The following is a 13,754-nucleotide window of genomic DNA, read 5'->3' as shown; positions in this document are numbered from 1 at the left end:
TACTGCGTATCCTGAAGATGGCGCCCGGGGGCGCGACCGGATCAGGATAGCAGAAGTTTAAGATCGTGCGCGATGGCGGCGGGCTTTTCGCCGTGGCGCACGAACAGGCGGATCTTGCCTTCGCGGTCGAAGACATAGGTGCCGGCCGTGTGATCGACCGTGTAGCTCTCATCCGTCTCGCCCTCGACCTTGGCGTAATACACCTTGAATTCCTTGGCCACCTTGGCCGTCTGTTCCAGGCTGCCGTACAGGCCCACGAAACGCTTGTCGAAGGCCGGCACGTATTGCGCCAGCAACGCTTGCGTGTCGCGCTCGGGGTCGACGGTGACGAACAGCACTTGTACCTGCTCCGCCTGCGGCCCCATTTCCTGCATCACCTGCGCCATGTCGGCCATGGTGGTGGGGCAAACGTCGGGACACTGCGTGTAGCCGAAGAACATCAGCACCAGCTTGCCCTTGTAGTCGGCCAGGGTGCGCGGGTGGCCCGTGTGGTCCGTCAGCGCGAACTCGCGCGCATAGCCGAGGCCCGTCACGTCCGTGTTCTTGAAGGCCAGTTTCGGTGTGGCCGGCTTGCCGCAGCCGGCGAGGACGGCGACCAGGGCGGCCGCCAGCAACAAGGTCAGGGTTTTTTTCATGTTCCGAGGGGAATGTAGTGGTCGACCAGCAAAGCTGCGAACAGCAAGGCCAGGTAGATGATGGAAAACGTAAAGGCCTTGCGCGCGATCAAGTCCGTGTAATGGCGGTACATCTTCCACGCGTAATACAGGAAGCCGGCGTTGAGCACCACGGCCGAGGCCAGGTAGATCAGGCCGCTCATGCGCACGGCAAAGGGCAGCAAGGTGGTGGCGGCCAGCGCGATCGAGTACAGCCACACGTGAAATTGCGTGAATTTCAAGCCGTGCGTGACGGGCAGCATGGGCAAGCCCGAACGCGCGTAATCGTCGCGGCGGTACATGGCCAGCGCCCAGAAGTGCGGCGGCGTCCACACAAAGATGATCAGGACCAGCAGCCAGGCCTGCATCGGCACGTCATTGGCGACGGCGGCCCAGCCCAGCGCGGGCGGCATGGCGCCGGACAGACCGCCGATGACGATGTTTTGCGGCGTGGCCGGTTTCAGCACCATGGTGTAGATCAGGGCATAGCCGACGAAGGTGACAAAGGTCAGCCACATGGTCAGCGGATTGACGAGGTGATACAGGATCGCCATGCCCAGGCCGCCGATCACCAGCGCGAACACCACCGTCTGCTTCACCGTGATGTCGCCCATGGCCATCGGGCGGCGCGCCGTGCGGGCCATGCGCGCATCGATTTCGCGCTCGGCCAGGCAATTGACGGCAAACGCGGCGCCGGCCAGCAGCCAGATGCCGATGGTGCCGAACACCACCGCGTGCCAGTCAGGCAACTCCTCGCTGGCCAGGAACATTCCGATGACGGCGCAAAACACGGCCAGCTGCGTCACGCGGGGCTTGGTCAGCGCCCAATACTGGGCGATGCGGGGGGAAGGTTTACGGCTGATGGTCTGAGTAGTCATTTATGCGGTACGGGAAGGACTGGCTTGTGCCGGGGGCACTGGCGCGGCGGCGCTAGCGCGCTGTACATTGCGCGCCACATCGAGTTGGAATTTAGCCTTGTAGTTTAACATGGTCAGCAATAACACGAGCAGCGCCGCCCCGCCGTTATGCAGAACGGCAATCGACAATGGCCAGCTCAGGTAGATCGTCGCCAGGCCAGTGGCCGCCTGCAGGGCCAGCACCAGCGCCACCCAGCGGGCCGTGCCGCGCAAGGACGGCAGCGTCCACGCGCGAAACACCGTATAGCCGACGCCGGCGAGCACGATGAAGGCGAAGTTGCGGTGCACCCAGTGGATGGCCGTCAGCGCGGAAAACGGCAGGTAGTGGCCGGCGGCCGTCTTGCCCAGTTCGCGCCACAGATGGAAACCATGCTCGAAATCCATTTCCGGAATGACTTTCCCGCCGCACAGGGGGAAATCCGTGCAAGCCAGGGTGGCGTAGTTGGTGCTCACCCAGCCACCCAGCGCGATCTGCACGGTCAAGAGCACGAGCGACATGACGGCCAGCGCGCGCACGGGGCGCAACACGGCAACGTCCGCATCGGCGCGCTTGATTGGCGCCACGGCATGGTCCTGGCGCCCGCCCAGCCACGTCAGCATGGCCAGCAAGCCCATGCCCAGCAGCAAGTGGATGGTGACGATCACCGGCTGCAGTTTCAGGGTGACGGTCCACGCGCCGAACGCGCCTTGCAGGCAAACGAATAAAAACAGCGCCGTCGGCAGCGCGGGAGCGAATTCCTGCCGCTTGCTTTTGCGCCACTGGCGCCACGCCTGCACCATCATCGCCACGATCAGCACGCCGATGGCCATGGCCAGGTAGCGGTGCGTCATTTCGATCCACGCCTTGACCACCGTCACGGGGCCCGTCGGCATCAGGGTTTCCGCCGCCACGATATGCTCGTGCGCGAGGAAAGGATTGGCCGAGCCATAGCAACCGGGCCAGTCCGGGCAACCAAGGCCGGAATCGGACAGGCGCGTAAAGCCGCCAAACATGATCAGGTCGACCGTCAGGAAGACGGCGATCCACACGAGCTTGCGGTATTTATTGGCGTCCGCAGACACCCAGACTATGGTCAGCGGCAGCAGCGCCACCAGCAGACCCGTCAGGCCCAGCTGGGCCAGCGCGGAGAGATGCATCGTCGGCATGCGGACTCCTCAACCGATCGCCGAAGCTTTGAGCAGCTTGGCGATGTCTTTTTTGATCTTGTTCGGGTCCGCGTCCTTCGGGAAGCGCATCATCAGATTGCCCAGCGGATCGATCAGATACAGATGGTCGCTGGTCTTGCCGCCCGGCTCCACGGGCAGCCAAGCTTTCAAGGCGTCGCTATTGACGCGCAGCATGCTGGTGCCGTCGAATTCGCGCATCACGAGGGTATCGAGCGGCTGGGCATCCGTCACCAGCCAGACCCGTTCCAGGCGTTCGCGTTCCTTGCCCTGCATGAGGCGCAGTTGTTGCATGTCAAACAATTGCTTCTTGCATGCTTCCTGGCAATCAGACGGCCCCGTCTGCAGCAGCACCCACTTGCCCTTGAATTGCGCCAGCGGCGCCGCCTTGCCGTCCAGTTCCGTCACCTGCAGCTGCGCTTCCGGTATCGGATACAGACGCGGGTCGATCAGCGCGCCGTAATTGTTGCGGCCCGTGGGCTTGATGATGTAGTACGTGAAATACGAGGCGATGATGGGAAACGCGCACACGGCCACCACGGCCAGCAGTTTCCAGCGACCGCTGTTCTGTGCCTGTTTATCGCTGCTGTCTTGCGTTGCTTCAGGGTTGTTTGTTTGCACGTCGAAATCCTGTAAAGACAAAAAATAGAAAAGCCATCAGTGCCAGTGCGTACCACTGGAATGCATAGCCGCGGTGCTTGTCGGCGCCCAGGTCCGGCGCCGGCCAGTCGCGCACGGGAAGCTGGCTGGACGCTGGCGCCGTCACTCCGTCGACTGTTTGTTCGAGGATAAAAGGCTGCAAAGCCAGGCCGCTGACCTGGGCCAGCTGGCCGATATCGGCATTTTGCACGATGGCGTGCGACGCCAGCGGCGGCGCCGTACCCAGTTCCATCACGTGGCCCGCGTTCAGGCGCGCGATGCCGGCAATCGTCACCGTGCCGGCCGGCGTGGCGTAATCGGGAATGCGCGTGCGTTCGGCATTGTTGCGCGGCAGCCAGCCCTGCGCCACCAGCACGTGCATGCTCGAACCGTCGATTTGAAATGGCGTGAGCACGTGAAAACCGGCCTGGCCCTTGTAGGGACGGTTGTCCAGGTACACTGTCCAGGCGGGCACGAAATGGCCCGTGACGGTGACGCGGCGGTATTCGATCGCCTGCGCGTCGGCCGGCAGCAGGGGCGCGGCCGTCAACGCCAGGGGCGCGGCCTGGTTACCCGCCTCGAGCCTGGCGGCGCGGGCGACCTTCTCGTCGCCACGACGCTGCTGCCATTGCGCCAAAGAAATCCCCAGGGCCACCAGTAGCAGCATTACAACAAACGGAATCCATCTAAAATGGAAGCGGATACGCATTACAATGAAACCTCCTCAAGCCTGGCGCTACCATCCATGAAAATCCTCGTTGCCATCGCCTTCATCCTGATCCTGGGCAGCCTGGGCTCGGCCCTGTTCTTCCTCATGCGCGACAAGGGCAAGAGCAACCGCACCGTGCAGGCGCTGGCCCTGCGCGTGGGCTTATCGATCACCCTGTTCCTGCTGATCCTGCTGGCGCACAAGCTTGGCTATATTCAGCCTACTGGAATTCATTAACACCTGACATTGCCTGATTGGCAAATTCTTCACACTAAGAAAAAAGCCGTACCCAGGATGTCCCGGTACGGCTTTTTTTTATGGTGCCGGCGCGTCCTTCAACCACGCGCGCCCTGCCCCGCCATTATAACCAATACACGACCACGTACAGGCCCAGCCAGACGACGTCGACAAAGTGCCAGTACCAGGCCGCGCCTTCGAAGCCGAAGTGGTGATCGGGCGTGAAGTGGCCTTTCAGCACGCGGTACAGGATGACGGACAACATGATGGCGCCCAGGGTCACGTGGAAGCCGTGGAAGCCCGTCAGCATGAAGAAGGTGGCGCCGTAGATGCCGGACGTCAATTTCAAGTTCAGTTCGCTGTAGGCGTGGATGTATTCGTAGACCTGGAAGCCCATGAAGATGGCGCCCAGCACGATGGTGGCGAACAGGAACAGGGCCGTCATGGCGCGGTGGCCGGCGCGCAGCGCGTGGTGGGAAATCGTCAGGGTGACGCCCGACGTCAGCAGCAAGGCCGTATTGATGGTCGGAATCCAGAACGGCGTCATGGTGGTGAATTCCTGCACCGTGCCGGCCGGGCCCGTGTTGCCCCAGTGGGCGGCGAAATCGGGCCAGATCACCTTGTGGTCGAGGTCGGCCAGCCATGGCATCGAGATGCTGCGCGCATAGAACAGGGCGCCGAAGAAGGCGGCGAAGAACATGACTTCCGAAAAGATGAACCAGCTCATGCTCCAGCGGAAGGAGTGGTCGATGCGCTCGCTGTACAGGCCCTGCTCCGATTCGCTGATGGCGTCGCCGAACCAGAAATACAGCACCAGCAGGATGCCGGCGATGCCCAGGTAATTCACGTACGGGCCCCAGGAGACGTCGTTGACCCAGGCCGAGGCGCCGATCATGGTCAGCAGCAGGCTGGCGCCGCCCAGCATGGGCCAGCGCGACGGGCCTGGCACGAAATAATAGGGTACGGCGGCGTGGTTGGAACTCATCATCATCTCCTCAAAAACTTATAGGGTGGTTTTTTTATATGTTATCGATGTTGCGACATCACGAGACTGCGAATTTAACGATGGTAATCAGGACGCCGATCAGGCAAGCCACCACCAGGAAGCCGGCGATGACGATGTGCACGGGATTGAGCTTGGCCGAATCCGTGTCGAAATCGCTCTTGCGGCGCAGCCCCGTGAACGACCACACGACGGCCCGCAGCGAATACAGGAACGACGCTTTTTCCGGCTTGGCGGATTCGCCCATGGCACTCTCCTATTGGACGGCCGGCGTCTGAGCCTGGCTCAGACCGGCGATCTCGAAAAACGTGTACGACAGGGTGATGGTCTTGACCTCTTTCGGCAGGGCCGGATCAAGGAAGAACACCACCGGCATCTGCCGCGCTTCGTTGGGTTTCAAGGTCTGCTGCTTGAAGCAGAAGCACTCGACCTTCTTGAAATGCGGCGTGGCGCTCTGCGGTGCGTAGCTGGGAATGGCTTGCGCGTTGACGACGCGGTTTTGCGTGTTGACCACTTCATACAGGACGGTCACCAGTTCGCCCGGATGCACCTGCATGCTCGACACGGTCGGGCGGAAGCGCCATGGCCCCTGCGCATTGCCGTCGAACTCGACGGTGATGCTGCGCGTCGTGTCGACTTGCGTGTTGTTGTCGTAAGCCACCGTGCCATCTTTTTGCGTCAGCACGTTGATGCCCATCACTTCGCAAATCTGCTTGTAGACGGGGATCAGGGCATAGCCAAAGCCGAACATCAGCACGGCAATGACGAGCAGCTTGCCCAGCATCTTGCGGTTCAGGCCGCGTGTTTCCTGTTGGTGGGGCGTCGTCACGACAGCCACAGCCGCTTGGCGAACACGGACAGGAAGAAGAAGGCCGCCAGGGCGGCCAAGATCAGCCCGGTACGCAGGTTGTTCGGTTTTTTACGTTCGGTCATGACAGGCACTTTATTCAAGACGGGCCGCGCAACACGCCGGCCCGGGATACCTTATTTCACTGTCGGCGGCGTTTCAAACGTGTGGAAAGGCGCCGGGCTCGGCACGGTCCATTCCAGGCCTTCCGCGCCTTCCCATGGTTTCGCCGGCGCAGCCTTGCCGCCGCGGATGGTCGGCAAGACAACAAAGAACAGGAAGTACACCTGCATCAGGCCAAAGCCGAAGCCGCCGATCGAAGCGATCATATTGAAATCCGTGAACTGCGCCGGATAGTCGGCGTAGCGGCGCGGCATGCCGGCCAGGCCCAGGAAGTGCATCGGGAAGAAGGTCACGTTGAACGTGATCAGGGACAACCAGAAGTGGATCTTGCCGCGCGTCTCGTTGTACATGTGGCCCGTCCATTTCGGCGACCAGTAGTAGAAGCCGGCGAACAGGGCGAACAGCGAACCGGCCACCAGCACGTAGTGGAAATGCGCCACCACGTAATAGGTATCCTGCAGCTGGATGTCGATCGGCGTGACGGCGAGGATCAGGCCCGTGAAGCCGCCCATGGTAAACACGAAGATGAAGCCCACCGAGAACAGCATCGGCGTCTCGAACGTCATCGAACCCTTCCACATCGTGGCGATCCAGTTGAACACTTTCACGCCCGTCGGCACGGCGATCAGCATGGTCGCGTACATGAAGAACAGCTGGCTCGTCACCGGCATGCCGGTGGTAAACATGTGGTGCGCCCAGACGATGAAGGACAGAATCGCGATGGAAGCGGTGGCGTAGACCATCGAGGCGTAGCCGAACAATGGCTTGCGGGCAAACGCGGGCAGGATCTGCGAGACGATGCCGAAGGCCGGCAAGATCATGATGTAGACCTCGGGATGGCCGAAGAACCAGAAGATGTGCTGGTACATGACGGGGTCGCCGCCGCCTGCCGCGTTAAAGAAGGACGTGCCGAAATGGCGGTCCGTCAGGGTCATGGTGATGGCGCCGGCCAGCACGGGCATGACGGCGATCAACAGATACGCGGTAATCAGCCAGGTCCAGCAAAACATCGGCATTTTCATCAGGGTCATGCCGGGCGCGCGCATGTTCAGGATGGTGACGATGATGTTGATCGAGCCCATGATGGACGAGGCGCCCATCAGGTGCATGGCGAAAATGGCCATGTCCATGCCCGGGCCCATCTGCGTCGACAGCGGCGCATACAGGGTCCAGCCGGCGGCCGTGGCGCCGCCCGGCACGAGGAAGGACGTGGCCAGCAGCAGCGCGGCCGGCGGCAGCAGCCAGAACGAGAAGTTGTTCATGCGGGCAAACGCCATGTCGGACGCGCCCACTTGCAGCGGAATCATCCAGTTGGCATAGCCGACGAAGGCCGGCATGATGGCGCCAAACACCATCACCAGGCCATGCATGGTGGTCAGCTGGTTGAAGAATTCTGGGTGAAAGAATTGCAAGCCAGGGTGAAACAGTTCCGTACGGATCATCAGGGCCAGCACGCCGCCAGACAGCAGCATGATGAACGAGAACCACAGGTACAGAGTACCGATATCTTTATGATTGGTGGCAAACAGCCAGCGGCGGTAGCCGGTGGGGTGGTCGTGGGCATGGTCGTGATCGTGACCGGCGTGGTCCAAGGTGCTCGTGCTAGTACTCATGTGCGGCTCCTAATTACTTGCGTGCAGCCACGACTTCGGCTGGTTGAACGATGTTCTCTGCGGCCTTGTTCGACCAGGAATTGCGCGTGTAAGTGATCACTGCGGCAATTTCCGTGTCGGACAGCTGTTTCCAGGCTGGCATTTCAGCGGGATACTTGCCGCTCTTTTGCCCGTTCAGCAACACATGGATCTGATCCGCTTTCGGACCGTTCACCACGGCCGAGCCGTCCAGCGGCGCAAACGCACCGGGCACGCCCTTGCCGGTCGCCTGGTGGCAGACCACGCAGTTGGCCGTATACACTTTCTCGCCCTTGACCTTCAATTCGTCGATGGTCCACACCTTGCTTGGATCATCAGCCAATGCCGCCATTTCCTTTTGTTTTACATCAACCCAGGCCTTGTAATCATCTGCCGAGACGACCTTGACGACGATGGGCATGAACGCATGTTCCTTGCCGCACAGCTCGGCGCAATTGCCGCGGAAGGTGCCGATATGGTCGGACTTGAACCAGGTGTCGCGCACGAAACCGGGAATCGCATCCTGCTTCACGCCAAAGGCAGGCACGGACCAGGCGTGGATGACGTCGTTGGCCGTCAGCACCACGCGGATCTTCTTGTTGACCGGCACGACGACTTCGTTGTCGACTTCGATCAGGTAGTTCTCGCCCCGTTTTTCCGTCGGCGGCGCGCCTGGCGCACCCACTTGCGAGCGCGGCGTGGCCAGATTGGAGAGGAAGGAAATGCCTTCGCCCTCGCCTTTCAGGTAGTCATAGCCCCATTTCCACTGCATGCCGGTGGCCTTGATGGTGATGTCGGCGTTCGATGTGTCCTTCATGCCGACCACGGTGCGCGTGGCAGGCAGGGCCATGCCGATGACGATAAGGAAAGGCACGACGGTCCAGGCGATCTCGACGGTGGTGCTTTCGTGGAAAGTGGCCGGTTTGTGGCCCAGGGACTTGCGGTGCTTGAAGATGGAATAAAACATGACGCCGAACACGGCCACGAAGATCACCAGGCAGATGATCATCATCAGGGTGTGCAAATCGTAGATTTCATGGGCGATCTGTGTCGCCGGCGGTTGCAGATTCATTTCGAACGGCACGGGACCGCCGGTGCCGGGATAGGTGCCGGCAGCCGGTGCCGCCGTGGCCCATCGCCCGATGCCAAACGCTGTCAAAGACAGCCCGAGCAGCAACGATTGAAGTCGCTTTGCATGTGTCATGTTTTCCCCAACCACCCAAAAAATAATGATATTTTAAACGGCTGCGGACTTCTCCGTACTGGACCGCTGCCGCTCCTCCATGAAAGCAACACGGCCGGAATGCGGCCATGTGCGTCAAGCACCAGCGAATTCCATGCTGGCCACGGCAGCAAAAACGACGGCGCGCAACCATGCTGGAACCCTTTTTTTTCCTCCCCACACTGAAATGGCCTCGTGTGGAAGATGGTTACTATACTAATGCAGTAACTTCGAATTAGTCTTGCTTTGTTTTTTTTATTTTGTATACAGCCCTTGTTTTTTCTACTTAACAAGCTGACAAACAATCAACGATTATAATCAAGTAAACTTGAATCCATCAAGCAATAATCGGCTTTGTGCGCGCCCTTCTCCCGGCCGCCGCGCGCTTTGCAACGCTTGCCGCGATGGCAATGCGCGAATGGCGACCAAGTGTCGGTTTCTTTGGCCTTTTATTTCGGTTTTCTGGGCAAGTCAAAACGGATGATCGCTTCGCCATTGCGCGTCACGCGCGGCGCGGGACGGAAGGCGTGGCCGTAGATCACCTCGAAACTCAGGCCCAGCTTGCCATCGGGACGGCGCGTCTTTTCCAGCGCGTCCAGCATGCGCTGCCAGGCCGCCTTGCCCATCAGGCCGCGCCGGCGCGTGGTCAGCGGGTTGCCGCCAAAGGCGCGCACGTCCGCCAGCAGTTTTTCCGCCGTGTCGTAGGTCACGGTGATGATTTCCATGTCCAGCACGGGCGTGGAAAAACCCGTCTCGACCAGCATGTCGCCAAAGTCGTGCATGTCGACGAAGGGCAAGGCATGCGGATACAAGTCCGCTTCGGCAAACGCGTCGCGCACTTCGCGGAAGGTGTCGGGACCGAAGCAGGAAAACATCAGCAAGCCGTCGAGGCGCAGCGCGCGCCGCCACTCGGCGAACACGCGGTCGGGCTGGGCATGCCAGTGCAGCGCCAGGTTCGACCACACGAGGTCGACGCTGCCCTGCGCCAGCGGCAGGTCGCCGAGGTCGCCGCACAACAAATCCACGCCCGCCTTGGCCGGCAGGAGCTTGCTGAGGAACTGATTCAGGCCGGCCAGTTTCGACGCGGGCGCGCGCGCCGCCTGCATCATCGCTTGCGCTGCATCGAGACCGATAATCTGCGCGGCGGGATAATCCTTTTGCAACTGCGCCAGGTCCGCGCCCGGGCCGCAGCCGGCGTCAAGCACCCGCAGGGGAGCGATCTTCACCAGCTCCAGGCGCTCGTGCATGCGCTGTGACACTTCGCGGCGCAGGAAGTCCGATGGCGCGACGCGCGCCGGACGGGAAAAGAAATCGCGTACTTGCACCGCATCGATGGGCGCACTCATTTTGGGCGGACTGGTGGGAACTGGCATGTTGAATCGGGTGAGGTGAGATAATGTCGGCAGTGTACATGGAACGACGCCATCGCGATGCGGACCGCCACTCTGCACCGGCTTGATGCCGCCTGGCAGGCGCTGCGACTGTGGCTGGGCGCCACGGTGCTGCCGGCCCAATGCGCGCTGTGCGGCATCGGCTGCCCGGAAGTGCTGTGTTCGCCCTGCCGCGCGCAATACCTGGGTCTGCTGCGGCCGCGCTGCCGCCAGTGCGCCAATCCGCTCGACGATGTGGCGCTGCTGTGCGGACGCTGCGTGCGCCACAGTCCCGCATATGACGCCACCATCACGGCGTTCGATTATGCGGCGCCCGCCGACCAGTTGCTGTTGCAGCTGAAATTCGGCGCGCGCCTGGCGCTGGCGCCCCTGTTGGCGCAACTGCTGCATGTTGCCATTAAGCAACAGCAAGCATGGCAAGCGCCGCAGCTGCTGTGCCCGGTGCCGCTGGGCCCGGCCCGGTTGGCCGAACGGGGTTTTAATCAGGCGCTGGAAATTGCCCGTCCGCTGGCGCGCCTGCTGGAGGTCCCTTTACAGCCCCGGCTGGCGCTGCGGGTGCGCGACACGCGGGCGCAAAGCGGCGTGGCGCCGCAGGAACGGCAAGCCAATCTGGCGCACGCGTTTGCCATCGCGCCGGAGCACGCGCCGTTATTGCAAGGATGCCATGTCGGCATCGTCGACGACGTGATGAGCAGCGGCCATACCGTCAACGCCCTGGCGGCCGCCTGCAAGGGCGCGGGGGCGGCCAGGGTCAGCATATTGGTCGTGGCGCGCACGCCGCCACATTGAATTCGCTACAGATATATATGAGGAGAGCATTTTGTTTCACGTTGTTTTGGTAGAACCTGAAATCCCGCCCAATACGGGCAACGTCATCCGCCTGTGCGCGAACACGGGCGCGCAACTGCACCTGGTCGAACCGCTGGGCTTTCCGCTCGACGATGCCAAGATGAAGCGCGCCGGCCTCGATTACCACGATTACGCCAAGATGAAGGTGCACAAGAACTGGGAGGCGTTCCTGGCCGACACCCAGCCCGACCCGGCCCGCATGTTTGCCATGACGACGCGCGGCTCGCGCCCGTTCGGCGACGTGGCCTTCTTGCCGGGCGACGTGTTTGTGTTCGGTTCGGAAACGAAAGGCCTGGACCCAGCCCTGCGCGACGGCTTTCCGGCCGAGCAGCGCATCCGCCTGCCGATGCGCCCCGACAACCGCAGTCTGAATTTATCGAATACGGTGGCCGTCGTCGTCTACGAGGCGTGGCGCCAGCATGGATACCAGGGTGGCGCGTAGCTGACACCTCACCCAGTCTACTGCGCGGCGCGCTTTGCGGCCGGCGATGCTCGCGCTACTAAAGTAGCGCTGCGCTTCTCGGCCACAAATCATCGCCGCTCGCTACGACTGGATGAGATGTTGAGACTCCTGCAATCTCCCTTTACCGTTGCGCCAATTGCTGCGCTACGTCGCTATTGTCGTCCAGCATCACCAGCTGCGTGCGCAGGTCGCGCGTGGCGGCCAGCTTGCCGTTCACGTACAGGTTCGTCTTGACGCCATACACGCCCTGCGACACGCCGGCCGGCAAGGTCAGCTCGAACGAGTTTTCAAAGCGCCCGCCCGACTTGTTGTTGCTGGCCAGGGCCTTCGAGCCGGACTTGAACGGCTGCCCTTGCGGATCGAGCACCACCAGCTCTTCGCGCACGTCGTTGACGCTTTGCGCGCTGCCGTTGACCAGCTCCACCACGGAATTCACCTTGAACGGCTGGCCGCGCTTGACGGTCGACGCGCTCAGCTGCGGCGTGTACGACACCACTTGCGGCTCGCGCGGCAACGCGCCGCGTGCGCGGATATAGTCGCGGTCCGCCTGCGCCGCCGTCTTGGTCTGGCGCGAATTGACATTGATGGCCAGGCAACCGGCCGCCGCCAGGCCGCCGCCGATGGCCGCGCCCTTCAGCGCGCCATTCTTGCCGCCCGCTAGCGCACCCAGCAGCGCGCCCACGGCCGCGCCTGCAGCGGCCGTCGCGCCTACGCTGCACGGGTCCTCATCCGTGGCCGCCTGGGCGCCACCTTGTGGATAGGAACTGTCCTGGCGCACGCCGTTCGGGTTCATCGGCGCCGTGGCGCAGCCGGCCAGCATCGCCGCGATGGTCAGCGCAGCAGTGGCGCGCACGGTGGTGTGATTCAGCATGGTGACTCCCATATGACTAATTGATCGTTGTTTCCGTCTGCAGCACTTGCCGTTCCCGTTCGCGGATGCGGCGCGACAGATTGTCGATGCGCGCATTGCCAGGGTCGACGCGGCGCGCGCTTTCCAGATAGGTCTTGGCCGCATCGAACTTACCTTCCAGCAAAGAGCGCTCGGCATCGCGCAAGAACGATTGCGCCATCTCGTTGCGCATGGCCGCGCCGCTATCGACGGGCGCCGTTTCCAGCGGACGGCGTTCGGCCACCGCTGTTCGTTCGACCGCGCGCGCGGGCGCCGGTTCCTGCACCGCCGGCGTTGACACCGGCGCCGGGACCGGTGCAGCAGCGGGCGCGGCCGCCAGCGCCTGCACGTCGGCCTTCAACTGCGGCAATTCCGCCGCTTCGCGGTCGATCGCTTCCAGCCGGGCAATGCCATTTCCTGCCGCCGTCGCATCCTTGCCATCGAGCGCCTGGCGCACGCCGACCAGCACGGACGCGGCTGCCGCCTGCTGGCGCGCCAGCTGCTTGCGCAAGGAATCCACGCTGGATGCGCCCGCGCAATCAGCGTCGAGCGCGGCGATGCCCCTGGCGGCGCTTTGCAACTGGTGAGCATCGATCGCGCGCTCGATGGCGCGCACGCCCCGCTGGCAACTGCCGGACGCGGCGCCCGCCTTGCCGATCGCTGCCTGCAAATCGTCCGCCTTGGCGCTGGACTTGCCGGTGCACACATTTTTTGCCGTCGCCAGCTTCTGGCGGGCGCCGTCCAGGCTGCCATTTGCCACCAGCTTCAAGCCGCTATCGATGGCGTCATTGCAAGCCGATTCATTCTTGCCGCCCGGCTTGCCATTCATGTAGACGATGACGGCCGCCAGCACGGCGATGCCGCCCAGCCAGCGCAGCCACTTGCGCGACGCTGGCGGCGCTTCGTCCGGTGCCGGTGGAGGCACAGGCGCGGGCTTCGGCACGGCTTTCGGCTGGGCCGGCTTCGGCGGCGCAGGCGGCGCGGCAGGCGGCGCGGATGCAGGCACCGGCGGCGCTT

The 13,754-nt window shown here is 62.6% G+C and carries 17 protein-coding genes; 3 read left to right on the top strand and 14 right to left on the bottom strand.

The window, feature by feature from the left end:
* Positions 1-41 precede the first annotated feature (41 nt).
* From GCN78_RS25935 to GCN78_RS25915, 5 genes are read right to left on the bottom strand one after another with little or no spacing between them, the layout of a single operon-like run.
* The gene (locus GCN78_RS25935) at positions 42-635 is read right to left on the bottom strand and encodes an SCO family protein (protein WP_152254285.1); all 594 of its coding nucleotides are present in this window, start codon (positions 633-635) and stop codon (positions 42-44) included.
* Positions 632-1,531 (bottom strand): heme o synthase, encoded by a 900-nt coding sequence (gene cyoE / locus GCN78_RS25930; RefSeq protein ID WP_152254284.1) that lies wholly within the window; start codon positions 1,529-1,531, stop codon positions 632-634. The genes GCN78_RS25935 and cyoE overlap by 4 nt, the downstream gene beginning before the upstream one ends.
* A complete protein-coding gene (locus GCN78_RS25925; RefSeq protein ID WP_152254349.1) occupies positions 1,532-2,707 on the bottom strand; it encodes a COX15/CtaA family protein in 1,176 nt (391 codons plus the stop codon). It abuts the gene before it with no gap.
* 18 nt (positions 2,708-2,725) lie between these two features.
* Positions 2,726-3,355, bottom strand: coding sequence for an SCO family protein (locus GCN78_RS25920; RefSeq protein WP_152254283.1), 630 nt, complete (start codon positions 3,353-3,355; stop codon positions 2,726-2,728).
* Positions 3,336-4,082 (bottom strand): SURF1 family protein, encoded by a 747-nt coding sequence (locus GCN78_RS25915; RefSeq protein WP_152254282.1) that lies wholly within the window; start codon positions 4,080-4,082, stop codon positions 3,336-3,338. Before GCN78_RS25915 ends, GCN78_RS25920 begins: the two co-directional genes overlap by 20 nt.
* A gap of 36 nt (positions 4,083-4,118) precedes the next feature.
* Between GCN78_RS25915 and GCN78_RS25910 the strand changes: the two genes are divergently transcribed.
* Positions 4,119-4,319 carry a twin transmembrane helix small protein gene (locus tag GCN78_RS25910; RefSeq protein ID WP_034748996.1) on the top strand — a complete coding sequence of 67 codons (201 nt, stop codon included), beginning with the start codon at positions 4,119-4,121 and terminating at the stop codon, positions 4,317-4,319.
* Between the two features lie 124 nt (positions 4,320-4,443).
* On the opposite strand, the gene GCN78_RS25905 is transcribed toward GCN78_RS25910, so the two are convergent.
* The 7 genes from GCN78_RS25905 to GCN78_RS25880 form a co-directional block, all read right to left on the bottom strand.
* Entirely contained in the window at positions 4,444-5,304 is an 861-nt protein-coding gene (locus GCN78_RS25905; RefSeq protein WP_152254281.1) for a cytochrome c oxidase subunit 3, read from the bottom strand.
* A 58-nt stretch (positions 5,305-5,362) separates the two neighbouring features.
* Positions 5,363-5,569: a DUF2970 domain-containing protein gene (locus GCN78_RS25900; RefSeq protein ID WP_152254280.1), complete on the bottom strand. Its 207-nt coding sequence runs from the start codon at positions 5,567-5,569 to the stop codon at positions 5,363-5,365.
* Between the two features lie 9 nt (positions 5,570-5,578).
* The gene (locus tag GCN78_RS25895) at positions 5,579-6,151 is read right to left on the bottom strand and encodes a cytochrome c oxidase assembly protein (RefSeq protein WP_152254279.1); all 573 of its coding nucleotides are present in this window, start codon (positions 6,149-6,151) and stop codon (positions 5,579-5,581) included.
* Entirely contained in the window at positions 6,148-6,255 is a 108-nt protein-coding gene (locus GCN78_RS29820; protein WP_217635101.1) for a cytochrome oxidase small assembly protein, read from the bottom strand. The genes GCN78_RS25895 and GCN78_RS29820 overlap by 4 nt, the downstream gene beginning before the upstream one ends.
* Before the next feature lie 51 nt (positions 6,256-6,306).
* Positions 6,307-7,905, bottom strand: coding sequence for a cytochrome c oxidase subunit I (ctaD, locus tag GCN78_RS25890; protein WP_034749009.1), 1,599 nt, complete (start codon positions 7,903-7,905; stop codon positions 6,307-6,309).
* Between the two features lie 13 nt (positions 7,906-7,918).
* Positions 7,919-9,127 carry a cytochrome c oxidase subunit II gene (gene coxB, locus GCN78_RS25885; RefSeq protein ID WP_152254278.1) on the bottom strand — a complete coding sequence of 403 codons (1,209 nt, stop codon included), beginning with the start codon at positions 9,125-9,127 and terminating at the stop codon, positions 7,919-7,921.
* Between the two features lie 467 nt (positions 9,128-9,594).
* Entirely contained in the window at positions 9,595-10,491 is an 897-nt protein-coding gene (locus tag GCN78_RS25880) for a methyltransferase domain-containing protein (protein ID WP_152254277.1), read from the bottom strand.
* 84 nt (positions 10,492-10,575) lie between these two features.
* Here GCN78_RS25880 and GCN78_RS25875 point away from each other — a divergent pair, with 84 nt between their 5' ends.
* Positions 10,576-11,325, top strand: a complete 750-nt coding sequence (locus GCN78_RS25875; protein ID WP_152254276.1) for a ComF family protein — start codon at positions 10,576-10,578, stop codon at positions 11,323-11,325.
* Between the two features lie 31 nt (positions 11,326-11,356).
* On the top strand, positions 11,357-11,827 hold the full coding sequence (gene trmL / locus GCN78_RS25870) for a tRNA (uridine(34)/cytosine(34)/5-carboxymethylaminomethyluridine(34)-2'-O)-methyltransferase TrmL (protein WP_070258795.1): 471 nt from the start codon (positions 11,357-11,359) through the stop codon (positions 11,825-11,827).
* A 142-nt stretch (positions 11,828-11,969) separates the two neighbouring features.
* Here the strand turns inward: trmL and GCN78_RS29465 are convergent, their stop codons facing one another.
* Both GCN78_RS29465 and GCN78_RS25855 read right to left on the bottom strand, forming a co-directional pair.
* Entirely contained in the window at positions 11,970-12,719 is a 750-nt protein-coding gene (locus tag GCN78_RS29465; protein ID WP_193316878.1) for a hypothetical protein, read from the bottom strand.
* A 16-nt stretch (positions 12,720-12,735) separates the two neighbouring features.
* A partial coding sequence (locus GCN78_RS25855; RefSeq protein WP_226939830.1) for a hypothetical protein occupies positions 12,736-13,754 on the bottom strand: 1,019 nt, incomplete at its 5' end.

It is taken from the genome of Janthinobacterium rivuli (assembly GCF_009208735.1).
GTDB lineage: Bacteria > Pseudomonadota > Gammaproteobacteria > Burkholderiales > Burkholderiaceae_D > Janthinobacterium.
The sequence above is the reverse complement of the archived record's forward strand: the minus strand, read 5'-3'. Positions and strand labels throughout refer to the sequence as shown.

Excerpts from the sequence above, each read along its gene's own strand:
- GCN78_RS25935 (WP_152254285.1), bottom strand. The coding sequence starts at position 635 with ATGAAAAAAACCCTGACCTTGTTGCTGGCGGCCGCCCTGGTCGCCGTC.
- cyoE (WP_152254284.1), bottom strand. The coding sequence starts at position 1,531 with ATGACTACTCAGACCATCAGCCGTAAACCTTCCCCCCGCATCGCCCAG.
- GCN78_RS25925 (WP_152254349.1), bottom strand. The coding sequence starts at position 2,707 with ATGCATCTCTCCGCGCTGGCCCAGCTGGGCCTGACGGGTCTGCTGGTG.
- GCN78_RS25915 (WP_152254282.1), bottom strand. The coding sequence starts at position 4,082 with ATGCGTATCCGCTTCCATTTTAGATGGATTCCGTTTGTTGTAATGCTG.
- GCN78_RS25910 (WP_034748996.1), top strand. The coding sequence starts at position 4,119 with ATGAAAATCCTCGTTGCCATCGCCTTCATCCTGATCCTGGGCAGCCTG.
- GCN78_RS25905 (WP_152254281.1), bottom strand. The coding sequence starts at position 5,304 with ATGAGTTCCAACCACGCCGCCGTACCCTATTATTTCGTGCCAGGCCCG.
- GCN78_RS25900 (WP_152254280.1), bottom strand. The coding sequence starts at position 5,569 with ATGGGCGAATCCGCCAAGCCGGAAAAAGCGTCGTTCCTGTATTCGCTG.
- GCN78_RS29820 (WP_217635101.1), bottom strand. The coding sequence starts at position 6,255 with ATGACCGAACGTAAAAAACCGAACAACCTGCGTACCGGGCTGATCTTG.
- ctaD (WP_034749009.1), bottom strand. The coding sequence starts at position 7,905 with ATGAGTACTAGCACGAGCACCTTGGACCACGCCGGTCACGATCACGAC.
- coxB (WP_152254278.1), bottom strand. The coding sequence starts at position 9,127 with ATGACACATGCAAAGCGACTTCAATCGTTGCTGCTCGGGCTGTCTTTG.
- GCN78_RS25880 (WP_152254277.1), bottom strand. The coding sequence starts at position 10,491 with ATGAGTGCGCCCATCGATGCGGTGCAAGTACGCGATTTCTTTTCCCGT.
- GCN78_RS25875 (WP_152254276.1), top strand. The coding sequence starts at position 10,576 with ATGCGGACCGCCACTCTGCACCGGCTTGATGCCGCCTGGCAGGCGCTG.
- GCN78_RS29465 (WP_193316878.1), bottom strand. The coding sequence starts at position 12,719 with ATGCTGAATCACACCACCGTGCGCGCCACTGCTGCGCTGACCATCGCG.